The 17,089-nt window shown below is 73.9% G+C and carries 18 protein-coding genes; 16 read left to right on the top strand and 2 right to left on the bottom strand.

Annotated features, from left to right (window positions below; translation table 11 throughout):
- Positions 1–881: 881 nt before the first annotated feature.
- Positions 882–1,154, bottom strand: a complete 273-nt coding sequence (locus MF406_RS09680) for a hypothetical protein (RefSeq protein WP_242892497.1) — start codon at positions 1,152–1,154, stop codon at positions 882–884.
- A 329-nt stretch (positions 1,155–1,483) separates the two neighbouring features.
- On the opposite strand from MF406_RS09680, the gene thrS reads away from it, so the two are divergent.
- The 13 genes from thrS to MF406_RS09615 all read left to right on the top strand — a co-directional run bounded on the left by thrS (position 1,484) and on the right by MF406_RS09615 (position 13,668).
- Positions 1,484–3,505 (top strand): threonine--tRNA ligase, encoded by a 2,022-nt coding sequence (gene thrS, locus MF406_RS09675; RefSeq protein ID WP_242892495.1) that lies wholly within the window; start codon positions 1,484–1,486, stop codon positions 3,503–3,505.
- Positions 3,502–4,200, top strand: a complete 699-nt coding sequence (locus tag MF406_RS09670) for an HIT domain-containing protein (protein WP_371744457.1) — start codon at positions 3,502–3,504, stop codon at positions 4,198–4,200. The genes thrS and MF406_RS09670 overlap by 4 nt, the downstream gene beginning before the upstream one ends.
- A complete protein-coding gene (pgsA, locus tag MF406_RS09665) occupies positions 4,191–5,021 on the top strand; it encodes a phosphatidylinositol phosphate synthase (RefSeq protein ID WP_371744456.1) in 831 nt (276 codons plus the stop codon). The genes MF406_RS09670 and pgsA overlap by 10 nt, the downstream gene beginning before the upstream one ends.
- Positions 5,018–6,154 carry a phosphatidylinositol mannoside acyltransferase gene (locus MF406_RS09660; protein ID WP_371744455.1) on the top strand — a complete coding sequence of 379 codons (1,137 nt, stop codon included), beginning with the start codon at positions 5,018–5,020 and terminating at the stop codon, positions 6,152–6,154. The genes pgsA and MF406_RS09660 overlap by 4 nt, the downstream gene beginning before the upstream one ends.
- On the top strand, positions 6,154–7,341 hold the full coding sequence (locus tag MF406_RS09655) for a glycosyltransferase family 4 protein (protein ID WP_242892493.1): 1,188 nt from the start codon (positions 6,154–6,156) through the stop codon (positions 7,339–7,341). Before MF406_RS09660 ends, MF406_RS09655 begins: the two co-directional genes overlap by 1 nt.
- A complete protein-coding gene (locus MF406_RS09650; protein WP_242892491.1) occupies positions 7,342–7,935 on the top strand; it encodes a hypothetical protein in 594 nt (197 codons plus the stop codon).
- Between the two features lie 580 nt (positions 7,936–8,515).
- Positions 8,516–9,727 carry a PrsW family intramembrane metalloprotease gene (locus tag MF406_RS09645; RefSeq protein ID WP_242892490.1) on the top strand — a complete coding sequence of 404 codons (1,212 nt, stop codon included), beginning with the start codon at positions 8,516–8,518 and terminating at the stop codon, positions 9,725–9,727.
- A gap of 16 nt (positions 9,728–9,743) precedes the next feature.
- Complete coding sequence (locus MF406_RS09640; RefSeq protein ID WP_256463884.1) at positions 9,744–10,652, top strand: GNAT family N-acetyltransferase; 909 nt, start codon at positions 9,744–9,746, stop codon at positions 10,650–10,652.
- Between the two features lie 212 nt (positions 10,653–10,864).
- Entirely contained in the window at positions 10,865–11,827 is a 963-nt protein-coding gene (gene pdxS, locus MF406_RS09635) for a pyridoxal 5'-phosphate synthase lyase subunit PdxS (protein ID WP_371744454.1), read from the top strand.
- A gap of 116 nt (positions 11,828–11,943) precedes the next feature.
- Positions 11,944–12,177 (top strand): hypothetical protein, encoded by a 234-nt coding sequence (locus MF406_RS09630; RefSeq protein WP_242892485.1) that lies wholly within the window; start codon positions 11,944–11,946, stop codon positions 12,175–12,177.
- A complete protein-coding gene (locus tag MF406_RS09625) occupies positions 12,174–12,575 on the top strand; it encodes a type II toxin-antitoxin system VapC family toxin (protein WP_242892482.1) in 402 nt (133 codons plus the stop codon). Before MF406_RS09630 ends, MF406_RS09625 begins: the two co-directional genes overlap by 4 nt.
- 26 nt (positions 12,576–12,601) lie before the next feature.
- Positions 12,602–12,877: a hypothetical protein gene (locus MF406_RS09620; RefSeq protein ID WP_242892480.1), complete on the top strand. Its 276-nt coding sequence runs from the start codon at positions 12,602–12,604 to the stop codon at positions 12,875–12,877.
- Positions 12,878–13,113: 236 nt separating this feature from the next.
- The gene (locus MF406_RS09615; RefSeq protein WP_242892477.1) at positions 13,114–13,668 is read left to right on the top strand and encodes an NUDIX hydrolase; all 555 of its coding nucleotides are present in this window, start codon (positions 13,114–13,116) and stop codon (positions 13,666–13,668) included.
- A gap of 141 nt (positions 13,669–13,809) precedes the next feature.
- Here MF406_RS09615 and MF406_RS09610 read toward each other — a convergent pair whose 3' ends face one another.
- Entirely contained in the window at positions 13,810–14,601 is a 792-nt protein-coding gene (locus MF406_RS09610) for a hypothetical protein (RefSeq protein ID WP_242892475.1), read from the bottom strand.
- Positions 14,602–14,652: 51 nt separating this feature from the next.
- Between MF406_RS09610 and pdxT the strand changes: the two genes are divergently transcribed.
- The 3 genes from pdxT to ruvC all read left to right on the top strand — a co-directional run bounded on the left by pdxT (position 14,653) and on the right by ruvC (position 17,047).
- Positions 14,653–15,441, top strand: coding sequence for a pyridoxal 5'-phosphate synthase glutaminase subunit PdxT (gene pdxT / locus MF406_RS09605; protein WP_242892472.1), 789 nt, complete (start codon positions 14,653–14,655; stop codon positions 15,439–15,441).
- A 15-nt stretch (positions 15,442–15,456) separates the two neighbouring features.
- Entirely contained in the window at positions 15,457–16,218 is a 762-nt protein-coding gene (locus tag MF406_RS09600) for a YebC/PmpR family DNA-binding transcriptional regulator (protein ID WP_242892469.1), read from the top strand.
- Between the two features lie 211 nt (positions 16,219–16,429).
- Positions 16,430–17,047: a crossover junction endodeoxyribonuclease RuvC gene (ruvC, locus tag MF406_RS09595; protein WP_242892466.1), complete on the top strand. Its 618-nt coding sequence runs from the start codon at positions 16,430–16,432 to the stop codon at positions 17,045–17,047.
- Positions 17,048–17,089 lie beyond the last annotated feature (42 nt).

The raw sequence follows: 17,089 nt of genomic DNA, 5'->3' as shown, positions 1-17,089 counted from the left end.
CCGCACCGTCTTTCGAAGGGCTCGGTAAACCCGCAGGTCGGCTGACAGTGCGGCTTGAGCGGTGACGGGGGAGCGGTGTGCGGGGGTCTACCGCCCCGAGGGCGGCCGGGCGAAGCCTGCTCGGTGGAAGGCATGACCTACCGCTTAGCCATCGCAATCAACCGTTAGCGACCCCCGCCAACCAACTACACTCAGAGTGAGTGAACCGTCCGGTTCCCTGTGATCACAAGGGAATCCGCAAGTTCCCGAGACACGTGGTGGCGACTCGGATCCGTCCGAATCCGCCAGGGGTCGTAGGATCAATTCTGACCGGTCCGAGTCTCCGCGGTAGACTGGGAACAGTTCTAGCGCACACTGTGCGTGGGAACACCAGTCCGGCGACTTCGCGCTCGGTAACGATCCGAGACGTAGGCCCACCAGGGGCCCACGGAGGTTCCAGAGGCAGCAAAGATGCAGGTGAGCGGGCTACAGGTATCAGGTTCGATCCCAGTATCGCCCACCAAGGATGGCATCCTCGAACCCCGGCATTCCGGTATCTAGAGCTCCGGCCATCGTTGGTCTCGTTCGCACTCGATGACGAAGGTGTCGTACTCGCGCGACGCTCACCTGAGCCGATCACCGGTGCTCTACTCGGCGCTGAGGCCTTCCAGCAGGGTGGCGTACCGTCTCGTGTCGCATCGTACTGATTCGCTCACCAAGATCAGGGCGGGACCCGGAACAGCGATGTACTCGCCGGCGAGCGGCAACAACCCGATCGTCCTGCCCGCGACAATCGCCGCCGATGCTTCGACTGCCAGCGCTGCCCTCCCACCCGGCCCGATCACGCGCGTTCGGTAGCGGCTGAGGTGGTCTCGATGATCCAGGTCTGCAGCGCCTCCTGCTCAAGACCCGGCGAGGAGGCGGGCGTGGACCTCGCCCTCATGTGGGTCGTGGACCCCACGGGTCCCCAGCCGTCGGACTTCACCTCGCCACAGGGGGATCCACTCGGTAGCAGTGATGGGACGAGGCGCGACGACGTCGACGTCTTGGCTGAGACCTGGAAGGTCACCGAGGCGCAGGAACTCGCCCTCGTCCAGACCGCTCGCCGACCGGAGGTAGAGCAGCTCGATGAGGGTGCGAGGAATCTCGTGGGTCAGCGTTGTCTGCCGCATCACGTGCGCTCGCCTTCGAGCAGGTCGTCTCCGAGACGAGCACACTCGTTCACGCACCGCACCCCCAATGTCGCTGGGCAGGTGCTGAGCCGGCGGATGATCGGCACGACTGACCTCCGGTCGCGGAGGCTTGAATTCTACGCAGCCATGCCTGTCGGCGCGGGGCGCCGGAGCGGCTCGCTGTGCCCGAGTGCATCCCGCGACGTCGGCGGTGCCCGCGCGGCTCGTCACTGCCGGCTGTCCCCGACCGACCCGGCCCGGCGTCGGCGCTGCCGGCAGGTCGCCGTCGGTAGGATCGCTAGGTCCTGTTCCGCACCAGCCCGGGAGCCACCGTGCCAGCCCAGTACCACCTGATCATCGACGGCGTCGAGCAGCAGGTCACCGGGTCCACGGGCGCCGACATCTTCCCCGGCCGGCCCGACGTCGTCGCCCTCCGGGTGGACGGGGAGCTGCGGGACCTGAGCACCGAGCTGGCCACGCTGCCGGACCGGGCCGCCGTCGAGCCGGTCACCCTGGGCAGCCCGGACGGGCTGGCCATCCTGCGACACTCCGCCGCCCACGTCCTGGCCCAGGCGGTGCAGCAGGTCAACCCGGACGCCAAGCTCGGCATCGGCCCGCCGATCACCGACGGCTTCTACTACGACTTCGACGTCGCCACCCCCTTCACCCCCGAGGACCTCCGGGCGCTGGAGAAGGTGATGGCCCGGATCGCCAAGGAGGGCCAGACCTTCCGACGGCGGGTGGTCACCGAGGACGAGGCCCGCGCCGAGCTCGCGGCCGAGCCCTACAAGCTCGAGCTCATCGGGCTGAAGGGGCCCGGCGGGTCCGCCGACGGCGAGGTCGCCGAGGGCGCCGAGGTGGAGGTCGGCGGCGGGGAGCTGACCATCTACGACAACGTCCGGCGCGGCGGGGAGGTGGCCTGGAAGGACCTGTGCCGCGGGCCGCACCTGCCCTCCACCAAGCTCCTCGGCAACGGCTTCGCGCTCATGCGCTCCGCGGCCGCCTACTGGCGGGGCAGCGAGAAGAACCCCCAGCTCCAGCGGATCTACGGCACTGCCTGGCCGAGCAAGGACGAGCTCAGGGCCTACACCGAGCGCCTCGCCGAGGCCGAGCGGCGCGACCACCGGCGCCTGGGCGCCGAGCTGGACCTGTTCTCCTTCCCCGACGAGATCGGCTCCGGCCTGGCGGTGTTCCACCCCAAGGGCGGGATCATCCGGATGGAGATGGAGAACTACTCCCGCCGCCGGCACCTGGAGGAGGGGTACTCCTTCGTCAGCACCCCGCACATCACCAAGGGCCAGCTCTTCGAGACCTCCGGGCACCTGGACTGGTACCGGGACGCGATGTTCCCGCCCATGCAGCTCGACGCCGTCGTCGACGCGGACGGCACCGTGCGCAAGCCCGGCCAGGACTACTACCTCAAGCCGATGAACTGCCCGATGCACAACCTGGTCTACCGCTCCCGCGGGCGGTCCTACCGGGACCTGCCGCTGCGGCTGTTCGAGTTCGGCACCGTCTACCGCAACGAGAAGTCCGGTGTCGTGCACGGGCTGACCCGGGCCCGCGGCTTCACCCAGGACGACGCCCACATCTACTGCACCCGCGAGCAGATGGCCGGCGAGCTCGCCACCACGCTGCGGTTCGTCCTGGGCCTGCTGAAGGACTACGGGCTGGAGGACTTCTACCTCGAGCTCTCCACCAAGGACCCGGAGAAGTTCGTCGGCTCGGACGAGGCGTGGGCGGAGGCCACCGCGACCCTGGCCGAGGTCGGCGCGGCCACCGGCCTGGAGCTCGTCGCCGACCCGGGCGGGGCGGCGTTCTACGGCCCGAAGATCTCGGTGCAGGCCAGGGACGCGATCGGCCGCACCTGGCAGATGTCCACCATCCAGCTGGACTTCAACTTCCCCGAGCTCTTCGACCTGGAGTACACCGCCGCCGACGGCTCCCGGCAGCGCCCGGTGATGATCCACCGGGCCCTGTTCGGCTCCATTGAGCGGTTCTTCGCCGTCCTCACCGAGCACTACGCCGGCGCGTTCCCGGCCTGGCTCGCGCCGGTGCAGGTGGTCGGGGTGCCGGTGGCGGACGTCTTCGACGACTACCTGCGCGGGGTCCTGGACCAGCTGCGGGCCCGCGGGGTGCGCTGCGAGCTGGACACCTCCGACGACCGGTTCGGCAAGAAGATCCGCAACGCCGCCAAGGAGAAGGTGCCGTTCGTGCTCATCGCGGGCGGGGAGGACGTCGAGGCCGGCGCGGTGTCCTTCCGCTACCGGGACGGCTCCCAGCGGAACAAGGTGCCGGTCGGGGACGCGGTGGAGGAGATCGTGGCGCGGATCGCGGCGCGGGAGCAGGTGTGACGGGCCCGGGGGACCCCGCCGGTCGGGCGGCGGACCAGCCGGGCGCCGTCGAGGACGCGGCCGGCCACCCCCGGGTCCCGGACGCGCTGCAGCGGCTGTGGACCCCGCACCGGATGGTGTACGTCGGCGGGCAGGACAAGCCCGTCGACGACGGGGCGGAGGCCTGCCCGTTCTGCTCCGCCCCGCGCCGCGACGACGCCGACGCCCTGGTCGTCCACCGCGGCCGCACGGCGTACGTGGTGCTCAACCTTTACCCGTACAACCCCGGCCACCTGCTGGTCTGCCCGTACCGGCACGTGCCGGACTACACCGACCTTTCCGCCGAGGAGCGGGCCGAGATCGGCGAGACCACCGCGACCGCGATGCGCGTGGCCCGCGCCGTCTCGGCCCCGCACGGGTTCAACCTGGGCATGAACCAGGGCGCGGTGGCCGGCGCGGGGATCGCCGCGCACCTGCACCAGCACGTCGTGCCGCGGTGGGGCGGGGACGCGAACTTCCTGCCCATCATCGCCCGCACCAAGGCCCTGCCCCAGGTGCTGGGCGAGACCCGCGAGCTGCTGGCCGCGGCGTGGCCGGACGAGGGCCCGGGTGGCGGCACCGCTGTGGACGAGGCCCCGGCGGACGGCGAGGCGAATGCCCCGGCGGAGGCGGCGCCGGCGGACGAGGCCCCGGCGGAGGCGGCGCCGTGGTCCTGAGCCGCCGCGGCCGGGGCTTCGCCCGGGCGGTCTTCGGGCCCGCGGCCCGTGCGCTGGTCCGGCTGGGCGTCAGCCCCGACGCCGTCACCGTCGCCGGCACCGTGGCCACCACGGTGGCGGCGCTGACGCTGCTGCCCACTGGGCACCTCACGGCCGGGGCCCTGGTGCTCGGGGCAGTGGTGCTCGGGGACAACCTGGACGGGCAGATGGCCCGGCTGACCGGACGGACCTCCCGGTGGGGCGCCTTCCTCGACTCCACCCTGGACCGCATCTCCGACGCCGCCATCTTCTCCGGGCTGCTGCTGTGGTCCGTGCACCACCTCACCGGCACCGTCGGGGCGGTGACGACCGCCCTGGCGCTGGCCTGCCTGGTGCTGGGCTCGGTGGTGCCGTACGCCAAGGCCCGCGCCGAGGGGCTGGGGATGCGCGCCGACGTCGGGCTGGCCGAGCGGGCGGACCGGATCTTGGTCGTCCTGGTCGCCACCCTCCTGGTGGGGCTCGGGCTGCCGGTCGCCGTCCTGACCGTGGCCCTGGCCCTGCTCGCCGTCGCCAGCGCCGTCACCATCGGCCAGCGGATGGTCACCGTGCACCGGCAGGCCCACGCCGGCGCTGACGGTCCCGACGCTCCCCTGGGGCCGGGCGGTGCCGGCAGCCCGGCGGGGCCCGGGCGGACCGACCCGGCGGGCCGGGGGCTGGCCACCCGCGGTCGCACCGACCGGGCCGGCCGTGGGCGGACCGACCGGGCCGGCCGTGGGCGGACCGACCGGGCCGGCCGTGTCCCCGGCGGGCCGGGCCGCGGCTCCGGGGGGCGGGGCCGGTGAGGCTCGACGTCGTCCGGCTCTTCGGCCTCGCGAACGGCGCCGTCGCCCACCTGCCCGAGCCCCTCGGCCAGGCCCTGTTCGCCGCCGCTGCGGACGTGGCCTGGGCGGCCCACGGCGACGGCGTGCGCCAGCTCGAGCGCAACCTCGCCCGGCTGCGGCCCGGGCTGGGCCGGCGCGCGCTGCGCCGCCTCTCCCGGGCCGGCATGCGGTCCTACCTGCGCTACTACTACGAGGTCTTCCGCCTGCCGCGGCTGACCCCAGACCAGATCCGCGCCCGGGTCCGCACCGTCGGCGCCGACCCGGTGCGGGCGGACCTGGCCGAGGGGTCGGTCGTCTGCGCGCTCGGCCACGCCGGGAACTGGGACCTGGCCGGGGCGTGGGCCAGCTACGAGCTCGGCGAGGTGCTCACCGTCGCCGAGCACCTGGAGCCGGAGGAGCTCTTCCGCGGGTTCCTCGACTTCCGGCAGGGCCTGGGCATGACGATCGTGCCGCTGGAGAAGGGCGGGTCCACCTTCCGCACCCTGCTGCGCCGCGCCCGCGGCCAGACCTTCATCACCCCGCTGCTGGCCGACCGGGACCTGTCCCGCACCGGCGTCGACGTCGACCTCGCGGGGCACCGGGCCCGGGTGGCGGCCGGCCCGGCCGCCCTAGCGCTGGCGATCGCGCGCCCGCTGTACGCCGTCGGCATCCGGCACGAGCGGCTCACCGGTGCCCGCCAGCGGGCGGCGGGCAGCCGCTGGGGCATCGTCGTCGAATTCTCCGCGCCGTTGCTCGCCGACGGCGAGCGGCCCGCGGTCGGCGACCTCACCCAGCGGTGGGTCGACTTCCTCGGCGCCTTTGTCCGCGCTCACCCCACCGACTGGCACATGCTGCAGAAGGTCTTCCTCGCCGACCTGGACCCCGCGCGCCTGGCCCCGGCGGCCGCGTCCGCCGGCAGCGGTGACCGGGCGGGCGGGCCGGCCCCGGGCGGCGGCAGCGGCGACCCGGCCACACCACCGGCCCCGGGCGGCGTCGTCGGCGACCCGGCCACCCCACCGGCACCGGGCGCCGTCGTCGGCGACCCGGCCACCCCACCGGCACCGGGCGCCGTCGGCCGCACCGCCGATCCCGCACGCGGGGACGGGACGGCCTGATGCGCGTCGGGATCGTCTGCCCCTTCTCCTTCGACGTGCCCGGCGGGGTGCAGTTCCACGTCCGCGACCTCGCCGAGGAGCTCCGCCGCCGGGGGCACCGCGTCTCCGTCCTGGCCCCCGCCGAGGAGGGCACCGACCTGCCCGACTACGTGGTCCCCGCCGGCCGGGCCCTGGCGATCCCGTACAACGGCTCGGTCGCCCGGCTCAGCTTCGGCCCGGTCGTCGGCGCCCGGGTCCGGCGGTGGGTGGACGAGGGCGCCTTCGACGTCCTGCACCTGCACGAGCCGTACAACCCCTCGCTGAGCATGCGGGCGCTGTGGGCGGCGCAGGGGCCGGTGGTGGCCACCTTCCACTCCGCGATGGAACGCTCCCGGGCCCTGCAGGCGATCTCCCCGGTCGTGGTGCCGATGTTCGAGAAGATCGCCGCCCGGATCGCCGTGTCCGAGGAGGCCCGCCGCACGGTGGTGCAGCACGTGGGCGGGGACGCCGTCGTCATCCCCAACGGGGTGTACGTGGACACCTTCGCCGCCGCCCGGCCCGACCCGCGCTGGGTCGGCACGCCCGAGCGGCCCACCGTCGCCTTCCTCGGCCGGCTGGACGAGCCGCGCAAGGGGCTGCCCGTGCTGGCCGCCGCCGTCGGCCCGGTCCTGGCCGAGGTCCCCGGCGCCCGGTTCCTCATCGCCGGCCGGGGGGAGGCGGCGGAGGAACGGGCGCTGCTCGCCCGGTACGGCGACGCGGTGGAGTTCCTCGGCGGGATCACCGACGCGGAGAAGGCCAGCCTGTTCGCCTCGGTCGACGCCTACGTCGCCCCGCAGACCGGGGGGGAGAGCTTCGGCATCGTGCTCGTCGAGGCGCTCAGCGCCGGCACCCTCGTCGTCGCCGCCGACCTGCCGGCCTTCCAGGCGGTTCTCGACGGCGGCCGGTATGGCCGGCTGTTCGGCCGGGGGGACCCGGCCAGCCTGGCCGCCACCCTGGTCGCGGCGCTGACCGACCCTGCGGGCAGCGACGCCGTGCGGCAGGCCGGCGCCCGGGCGGCCCGCAGCTACGACTGGTCGGTGGTGACCGGCCAGGTGCTCGCGGTGTACGAGACGGTCCTGGCCACCGCCGCCGCCCCGGTGCGGGAGGACCCGCGGACCCGGACCGCGATGGGGCTGCTGCGGGCCGCCACCGGGTCGGGGGAGGCGTAGGTGGGGGACACCGCGTGGGTGCTGCTCGGCGTCGTGGTGGTGCTCGTCGTCGTCGCCGCCCTGCTGCTGCAGCAGGCGTCCCGGGTGGACCGGCTGCACAAGACCGTGCTCCGCTCCCGGGCCACGCTCGAGACCCAGCTCTTCCGCCGCGCGGCCGCCGCGCAGGAGCTGGCCGCGTCCGGCGCGCTGGAGCCCGCCGAGGCCCTGGTGGTCGCCGACGCCGCGCTGCGGGCGATCGACGCCGCGTCCGCCCCGCTGGTGGGGGACCACCTCGAGGGACCCGCCGTCGCCGACCTCGACGAGGACCGGCCCGGGCCGGACCGCCGGCTGGTGGAGAGCGAGCTGAGCCGCACCCTGCGGGAGGTGCTCGGGGACAGCGCCGAGCGGGCCGCGCTGGCCGCCGACCCGCGCTCCGCGCAGCCCCTGGCCGACCTGGAGCGCGCCTGCTACCGCCTCCAGCTCGCCCGCCGCTTCCACAACACCCACGTGGGGGAGGCCCGGCGGGTGCGCGCGAACCCGGTCGTGCGGCTGTTCCACCTCGCCGGCCGCGCCCCGCTGCCCGAGCCGGTGGACCTGGACGACGCGGTGGCGTGACCGGGCGGCGCCGTGACTGGGTGGGTGGCGCCAGGTCTGACCGGGCGGCGCCGCGACCTGGCTTGGCTGAATCCGTTCGTGTCGGTGCCCGTGGCCGGCCCTGGCCGGTGCTCGCCTCCGGAGTGGATCTCGGTCACCAGGATCGACTCCGGAGTCGATTCTCGTCATGTAGCACGCATTTTCAGCTCCGGAGTGGATCCGGGTAACTGCGATCGGCTCCGGAGCGGATTCTGGTGACCAAAATCCACTCCGGAGTGGATGTCAGCCGTATATGGCACATTTTCCACTCCGGAGTGGATCCTGGTCAGGGGGTGCCGGCGCCGGCCCGCGCGGAGCACGTCGCCCGACAGTCCTCCGCCCGGAGGCGCGGTAGCGGATCGAGCGGCGCACGACGGGCACGTGGCCCCCGGGCCTCGACGGAGCCGGCAGCGGTCTCATGCCGGAGAGCCGGCAGCGGTCTCATGCCGGAGAGCCGGCAGCGGTCTCATGCCGGAGAGCCGGCAGCGGTCTCATGCCGGAGAGCCGGCAGCGGCCTCATGCCGGAGAGCCGGCAGCGGCACCGACCCATAGGGTGTGCGCCATGGCGAACCCCGGTCACCCCGCCCCGGCGACGGGCGCCGGGTGGCACGCGGCCGCGGCTGCCCCCGTGCCGGCCGCTCCCGAGCGCGGCCCCATGCTGGCCGGGGGACCCGGCTGGCGGCCGGTCCCCCGGCGTCGCACCCCCGTCCTCGTCCTCGAGGTCTTCGGCATCGCCCTCGGCCTGGCCGGCCTGGTCTGGGTGCTCTCCCTGGTCCTGGCCGAGGGCGGCGCGAGCGCCACTGCCGTCGCCGGCGGCCTCGCCTTCATCCCCCTGCTCGTGGTGCTGCTGGTCGTGCGCTGGGTGGACCGGTGGGAGCCAGAACCTCGCTGGGTGCTGCTCACGGCACTGGTCTGGGGGGTGGGAGTCTCCACCGCCGTCGCCCTGATCTTCAACGAGCTGATCACCGCCTCGGTGTACGTGAGCACCGGGGACGCGACGGTCGCCTCGGTGGTGAGCAGCGTCGTCGGCGCACCGCTCGTGGAGGAGAGCGCCAAGGGCCTGGGGGTGCTGCTGATCTTCCTGCTGCACCGCCGCTCCTTCGACGGCCCGGTGGACGGCATCGTCTACGCCGGCGTGGTGGCCGCCGGCTTCGCCTTCACCGAGAACATCCTCTACTTCGTCCAGTACCAGGAGACCCTGCCGCAGGTCTTCCTCTCCCGGGCGATCATCGGGCCGTTCGCCCACGTCACCTTCACCGCCTGCATCGGGATCGCGCTGGGCTACGCCTCGCGCGCCGGCCGGTGGTCCTGGCTGTACCTCGCCCCGCTCGGCTGGTTCGGCGCGGTCATCCTGCATGCGGTCTGGAACGCCTCCGCCGCGCTGTCCCTCTACGGCGTCCTGTACTGGGTCTTCGAGATCCCGCTCTTCGCCGCCGGGATCGTCCTCGTGCTCTGGCTGCGCAACGACGAACGGGCCACCATCGGCCACCGCCTCACCGAGTACGCCCAGGCCGGTTGGTTCGCCCCCTACGAGGTCACCATGCTCACCTCCTTGGCCGGGCGCCGCGCAGCCCGTCGCTGGGCAGACGCCGGGGGACCGGACGCCGCCGCAGCGATGCGCGAGTTCCAGTCGGCGGCGAGCGCGCTGGCCTACGCGCGCCAGCGGTCCCTGTCCGGGCGCGACCCGCGGGCCCGGCAGGACGAGGCCGAGCTGCTGGAGCGGGTGGCCCGGGCGCGGGAGGAGTTCACCTCCCGGGTCGGCCGCTCGCACTGAGCGGGAGCCCGTCCGCGTGGTCTGGGCGTTGACCGTCGACGTGGCCGTGCTCGCACGAGAGGGTGCGGCCTGGACCGTGCTGCTGGTCCGGAGCGCGGATCCGCCGCAGGAGGGTCGCTGGGCACTGCCTGGCGGCACCGTCGACCCTGACGAGCCGACGCTCGACGCCGCGTGCCGGGAGCTCGCCGAGGAGACGGGCGTCGTGCTCGGGCCGGAGGACCTCGTGCTGCTCGGGTGCTACACAGACCCGGGGCGTGACCCGCGCGGTCGGTACGCGAGCCTCCTCCACCTGGCGGTCCTGCCCGAGCCAGCGCAGGTGCGTGCGGCGAGCAACGGGGCTGAGGCGCGGTGGTGGCCCTTGCGGGCCGGGGACGGCGGCGTGGCCAACGACGCACTCGCCGTCGACCACGCGGTGCTGCTCCGCGACGTGCGCCGGGTCGCCCCGCATACGTCGACGCCCAGGGTGCGCCGAGTCGTCGAGCGCGACGTGCCGGAGGTGATCCGCCTGCACCACGCCGCGCTGTGGGCAGCTGGTGCGCACGCCGGCCCGGGCGGGTGGGACGACGACCTGGAGGACGTCGAGGCCGCGTACGTGCAGGCCGGCGGCGAGTTCCTCGTCGCGACGCTCGGACCCGTCGTCGTCGGGATGGGCGCACTGCGCCCGGTGGACGTCGTCACAGCCGAGGTGAAGCGCATGCGCGTGCTCCCGCGCTGGCAGGGTCGTGGTGTCGGCCGCGCGGTCGCGCGTGCGCTCGAGGACCGCGCGGTGGATCTCGGCTTCCGTCGCCTCGTCCTTGACACGACGGAGCAGCAGCGGGCAGCCGTGGCGCTGTACGCCTCGCTCGGGTTCGTGCGCACTGGGTCCACGGTCGTCGCCGGGATGCCGGCGGTGCTGTTCGAGAAGGACCTCGCCCCCGGGCCGTGACCCACCTACCCGTCGGCCGGCGACGGCGGGACCCAGCCTGGCGGTCCGCGGCCTCGGGCGGCGGAGCCTGGCCGGCCGGCGTCGGGAGCTGACCGTCCGATGGCGGGGGCGCAGCGGGCCGCGAGTCGGCGCAGACGGCGGAACCTGGCCGGTCGCCGTCGGCCGCCGAGGACCTCTCCACCCCAGCCCGACACCCGCCGGACGCGACTAGAATGGTTGCGTCCAGAGCTCCCGCCACCCCCATCACGACCCCGAGGATCCACGTGTCTGAGAACGAGTTCGCCAACGGCGCCCCCAAGCAGGGCACGGCCCGGGTCAAGCGCGGGATGGCGGAGATGCTCAAGGGCGGCGTCATCATGGACGTCGTCACCCCCGAGCAGGCGAAGATCGCCGAGGATGCGGGCGCCGTCGCCGTCATGGCCCTCGAGCGCGTCCCGGCCGACATCCGCGCCCAGGGCGGGGTCTCCCGGATGAGCGACCCGGACATGATCGACGGCATCATCTCCGCCGTCTCCATCCCGGTCATGGCCAAGGCCCGGATCGGCCACTTCGTCGAGGCGCAGGTGCTCCAGGCCCTCGGCGTGGACTACGTCGACGAGTCCGAGGTGCTGACCCCCGCCGACTACGCCAACCACATCGACAAGTGGCGCTTCACGGTCCCCTTCGTCTGCGGTGCCACCAACCTGGGCGAGGCGCTGCGGCGCATCACCGAGGGCGCGGCGATGATCCGCTCCAAGGGCGAGGCCGGCACCGGCGACGTCTCCAACGCGACCACCCACATGCGCGCCATCCGCCAGGAGATCCGCCGCCTGCAGTCCCTGCCCGAGGACGAGCTCTACGTCGCCGCCAAGGAGCTCCAGGCGCCGTACGAGCTCGTCAAGGAGGTCGCCGAGGCGGGCAAGCTCCCGGTGGTCCTGTTCACCGCCGGCGGGATCGCCACCCCGGCCGACGCCGCGATGATGATGCAGCTCGGCGCCGAGGGCGTCTTCGTCGGCTCGGGCATCTTCAAGTCCGGCAACCCCGCCCAGCGCGCCGCCGCGATCGTGCGCGCCACCACCTTCTACGACGACCCGGCGGTCATCGCCGACGTCTCCCGCGGCCTGGGCGAGGCCATGGTCGGCATCAACGTCGACGACATCCCGGTCCCGCACCGCCTGGCCGAGCGTGGCTGGTGATCGCGCCGCACGTCGTTCCCGGCGCGTCGTCGGCGTCCACGCTGTTCGCCCGCACCAGGTCGGCGTCGCACTTCGCTCGACGCCAGGCCCATGCAGAATGCGTGTACTGTTAGTGCATGCCGTACCTGCAGATCCGCGATGTGCCTGACGACGTTCGTGCCGTGCTCGCCGAGCGCGCGCGAGAGCGCGGGCAGTCGCTGAATATGTACCTTCGCGAGGTGGTCGTCCGCGAGGCGTCGTTCGCTGGAAACCGGGCGCTGATCGATGAGGTCGTCGCCCGGCGTGGCCGGTCGGGCTTCACGGCCGAAGACGTCCTCGAGGCCCGTGCCGCCGGGCGCGATGGGGCGTGATCGTTCCCGACGCATCTGTTGCGGTCCTGCTGTTCGGTGACCCGGATGTTGACTCCCGTGTCATCGGGGCGACCCGAGCGATGCGACGCGATCCGGATTGGTTGGTCCCGGAGCACTGGAGGATCGAGTTCCTCAGCACCGTCCGCGCATTGGCTCTTGGCGGCAAGATCGATCCGGCCGACGCCGATGCGGCAGTGGAGTGGCTCAGGGCGGTGACGGTCGCGGTCGCCCCCACCGGCCCGCACGTGTCCCGAGTGTGGGAACTGCGCGCAAACCTCTCGGCCTACGACGCCGGATACGTCGCCGTCGCCGAGTCGCACGACCTGACGTTTGTCACCGCAGATGCTCGGATTGCGAAAGCCGGTGTTGCCCGGTGTCCCGTCCGCGTGATCGCCTGACAGCAATCTTGGACCATGGCATCAACGTGGCCGACCTGCCCGCCCCTCACACACTCGCCGAGCGGGATGTACTGCTCGGACTCTCGGAGCGGGTAGAGATAGCCGGTGAGGCGGTAGCACCCGACCGCCTTCAGGAGCGCCGCTGCATGGTCACCGTCGCCGACGTCGCCCCCGCGACTCGCCAGCCGCTGGACCTGCTGCTCACCGAGAGCCAGGGCTTCGTGTACTCCACATGGAGCTCCTTGAACAGAAATCAGCCCGCACCTTCCGGCGACGGGCTGATGATGATGGGACGACCTTAGCGCGGGTGGACACCGCCTGCTCGAGCGACCCTCAGGAGTTCACGCCTGGTCAACGCGACAGTCTCGGCAACATGCCCTGAGTACTCTGATGACCGTGCTCAGTCTTTCGACGATCCCTCGCGCGACCTCCAGAGGACGGGCGTCAACCGCGGACCACGGCATCAACGTCGACGACGTCCCGGTCCCGCACCGCCTGGCGGAGCGCGGCTGGGTGAGCCGCCGACGGCGAGCACGCCGTGCCTGACCCGCTCACCTACGGCCTCGGCCCGGAGTGGCAGGCCGGCGCGGACGGGCTGCCCTTCCGGCGGGCCGCCCGGGTGATCCTCCTGGACGAGGATGACCGCATCATGCTGGTCCGCGGCCACGACGTCGGCGACCCGACCCGGTCGTGGTGGTTCACCGTTGGCGGCGGGATTGACCCGGGGGAGGACACCCGCGCCGGTGCCGTCCGGGAGGTGCTGGAGGAGACCGGGTTCGTCGTCGCACCGGCCGAGCTGGTCGGCCCGGTGCTGACCCGCAGCGCGGTGTTCGACTTCGCGCGGGTGACCTGCCGTCAGGACGAGGAGTTCTTCCTCGCCCGGGTCTCCGCCGGCCGTGACCTCTCCACCGACGGCTGGACGGACCTCGAGCGGGACGTCCTGGACGAGATGCGCTGGTGGGACCTGGACGACCTGGAGGCCGCGCTGGCCGGTGGTGCCGTGGTCTACCCGACCCAGCTGCCGGGCCTCGTCCGCCGGCTCCTGGCCGGGTGGGACGGGACGACACCACACCTGGCGGAGTCCTCGGTCTAACACCTGCCCGCACCTGTGCAGCCCCTCGGCACGAGACCTGCAGGCACCTGGCAGCCCCTCGGTGTGGCACGTCACCGGTGAACCGTGGACCGGGGGCAGTGGCCGTGGGCGTGGCCGTGGATCAGGGGGACCGCCCAGGGCTCACCCGGCAGCGGGTTCTCCCGCCGGCAGGATCGCCGCCGGGTCGACCTGGATCCACACCGCCTCGGCCCGGGCGAGCAGGCGACCGTCCCCGGTGTACAGGGCGGTCCCGCTGAAGTGCTTGCGGCCCGACCCGCCGCGCCGCCAGCCGAGCACCACGTGCTCGGCGCCGGGGACGGGCAGCGCCAGCACCTGCGCCGTCATGGTGCCGAGCACCATGGGCCGGCCGCCGACGTCGAGCGCCCAGGCACCCGGGCAGTCCAGCGCCGCCCAGACCAGCTCGGTCGACGTCTCCGTCGGCACCCAGGCCGCCGCGTGCAGAACCCCGTCGCCCCCGTCGCGACCTCTTCCGTCGTCGACCCCGCCGCCGCCCGCCGCGTCCGCGCCACCGCCGGGCACCGGCCCGGGACGCAGGGCGAGAGCATCGCCCGGCACCCGGTCCGTGCCGCACACGAAGCAGGTGGGAAAGGGATGGTCGACCAGGCCCGGGAAGGAGTCCCCGGCCGCGACGGCGGCCGCGAAGCTGATCGGGCCCGGGACGCCGCCGGTGAGGGCCGGCGCGGGGCGGGCCTGGAGGACCGGCCGGTCCCCGGCCAGGACCTCCACGTTGTCCCCGTCCCGCCGGACCTGCATCGGCCGGTCCAGGGGCGGCGGGCTGAGCAGGCGGACGGTCACGGCCGGCCGGTCGGCGCCGGTCGCTAGCAGCGCCGCCGCATGACCGCTGACCCAGCCGCCGTTGGCCGAGCGCGGCGGGCCGCAGAACCGGGCGGGGACGACGAAGCTGGCGCTCACCCTGGGCACCGTAGCCCAGCCGCGGGCCGCCCGGACGTAGGATCGGCAGCCGTGACCGCCTCCCCGCCGCCGCCCCGCGTGGGCGTGCTCGCCCTGCAGGGCGACGTCCGCGAGCACCTCGCGGCGCTCACCGCGGCGGGGGCGCAGGCCGTCCCGGTGCGCCGGCCCGCCGAGCTGGCCGCCGTCGACGGCCTGGTCCTGCCCGGCGGGGAGTCGACGACCATCGAGAAGCTGCTGCGCGCCTTCGACCTCTTCGCGCCGCTGCGGGAGCGGATCACCGGCGGGCTGCCCGTCTTCGGCTCCTGCGCCGGGATGATCCTGCTGGCCGACCGGGTCCGGGACGCCACCGCCGACCAGCAGACGCTGGGCGGGATCGACATGACCGTGCGGCGCAACGCCTTCGGCCGGCAGGTGGACTCCTTCGAGGAGGACCTGCGCGCGCCGGCCGTCACCGGCGAGGGCCCGGACCTGCACGCGGTGTTCATCCGGGCGCCGTGGGTGGAGGAGGTCGGGGCGGACGTGGAGGTCCTGGCTCGCACGGGCGCCGGGAGCGTCGTTGCCGACGGCGGTCGGCGCACCGGCGAGTCCGGGGCCACCGCCGACGACGCCGCGGCGGCCACGGACGACACGCCGAGCACGCCCGGCGAGGCGACGGCCGCCGTCGACGAGGGCGCCGCCGACCGTGGCGGCAGCGCCGACGGTAAGATCGTGGCAGTTCGGCACGGCAGGCTGCTCGCCACCGCCTTCCACCCCGAGATCGGGGGCGACGCGCGGGTCCACCGGTACTTCGTGGAGATGATCCTCGGCGCGACGACGCCGGGCGGCCGCCAGCAGCGCTAGCACCAGGGAGCACACATGTCCGGTCACTCCAAGTGGGCCACCACCAAGCACAAGAAGGCGGCCATCGACGCCAAGCGCGGCAAGCTCTTCGCGCGGCTGATCAAGAACATCGAGGTCGCCGCCCGCACCGGTGGCGGCGACCCGGCCGGCAACCCCACCCTGTTCGATGCCATCCAGAAGGCCAAGCGGTCCTCAGTCCCGGCGGACAACATCGACCGGGCGGTCAAGCGCGGCTCCGGCGCCGAGGCCGGCGGCGCGGACTACGAGACGATCATGTACGAGGGCTACGCGCCAGGCGGCGTCGCGGTCCTGGTGGAGTGCCTCACCGACAACCGCAACCGCGCCGCCTCCGACGTCCGGGTCGCCTTCACCCGCAACGGCGGCAACCTCGCCGACCCCGGCTCGGTGTCCTACCTGTTCAACCGGCGCGGCGTCGTCGTGGTGCCCAAGACCGACGGGCTCACCGAGGACGACGTGCTGGCCGCGGTGCTGGACGCCGGCGCCGAGGAGGTCAACGACCTCGGTGACGCGTTCGAGGTGATCTCCGAGCCCGCCGACGTCGTCGCGGTCCGCACCGCGCTGGTCGAGGCCGGGCTGGACTACGACTCCGCCGAGGCGCAGTTCGTGCCGTCGATGGAGGTCGAGGTGGACGCCGACGGCGCGCGGAAGGTGCTGCGCCTGATCGACGCCCTGGAGGACAGCGACGACGTGCAGAACGTCTACGCCAACTTCGACGCCTCCGACGAGGTCATGGCGGCGGTCGGCGCGGACGCCTGAGCCCGGCCCGCCGACGGCGACCGCGCCGGTGCGGGGCCGCCGCACACGCCGCGATACCGGCCCGGGGGCCGGCTCACCGCGCTTGATTCGCGACGGCGGGCCGGTGCGCGGGGAGCCCGGCCCGCCGACGGAGACCGGGGCCGGGTGGCCCAACCTCACCGCCGGGGTGTCGCTACCCGGCCGTGTCCCACCTCGGTGCGAGGGTAGGGACGTGCGGATCCTCGGCGTGGACCCGGGCCTGACCCGGTGCGGCCTGGGCGTGGTCGACGCCGCGGCCGGCCGGCGGGTCACCCTCGTCCGGGTCGGCGTGGTGCGCACCCCCGCCGACCTGGCCCCCCAGCTGCGGCTGCTCGCCGTCGCCGAGCAGCTCCAGGCCTGGCTCACCGAGCTGCGCCCGGACGTCGTCGCCGTCGAGCGCGTCTTCGCCCAGGCCAACGTGCGCAGCGTCACCGGCACCTCCCAGGTGGCCGGCGTCGCCATGCTCGCCGCGGCGCGGGCGCACCTGCCCCTCGCGCTGCACACCCCCAGCGAGGTCAAGGCGGCGGTGACCGGCAACGGCCGGGCCGAGAAGAAGCAGGTCCAGGAGATGGTCCGGCGCATCCTCACCCTGCCCGCCCACCCCAGCCCGGCCGACGCCGCCGACGCCCTCGCCCTGGCCATCTGCCACGCCTGGCGCGGCGGCGGGCAGGGCAGCGGGGTGCGGGCCCAGTACGGTGGCGCCGACACCCTGCCCCGGGCCAGCGGCACCGGCCTCACCCCGGCGCAGCGGGCCTGGGCCGCCGCCGAGCGCTCGGCGCGCCGGGCCGGCGCTGTCACCCCCAGGGGCTAACCTGGCCGTACGCATGTTCGCTGGTCTGCGCCGGCGAGGGCT

Source organism: Georgenia sp. TF02-10 (assembly GCF_022759505.1).
Classification (GTDB): Bacteria; Actinomycetota; Actinomycetes; order Actinomycetales; family Actinomycetaceae; genus TF02-10.
This window is presented reverse-complemented; position numbering and strand designations above follow the sequence as displayed.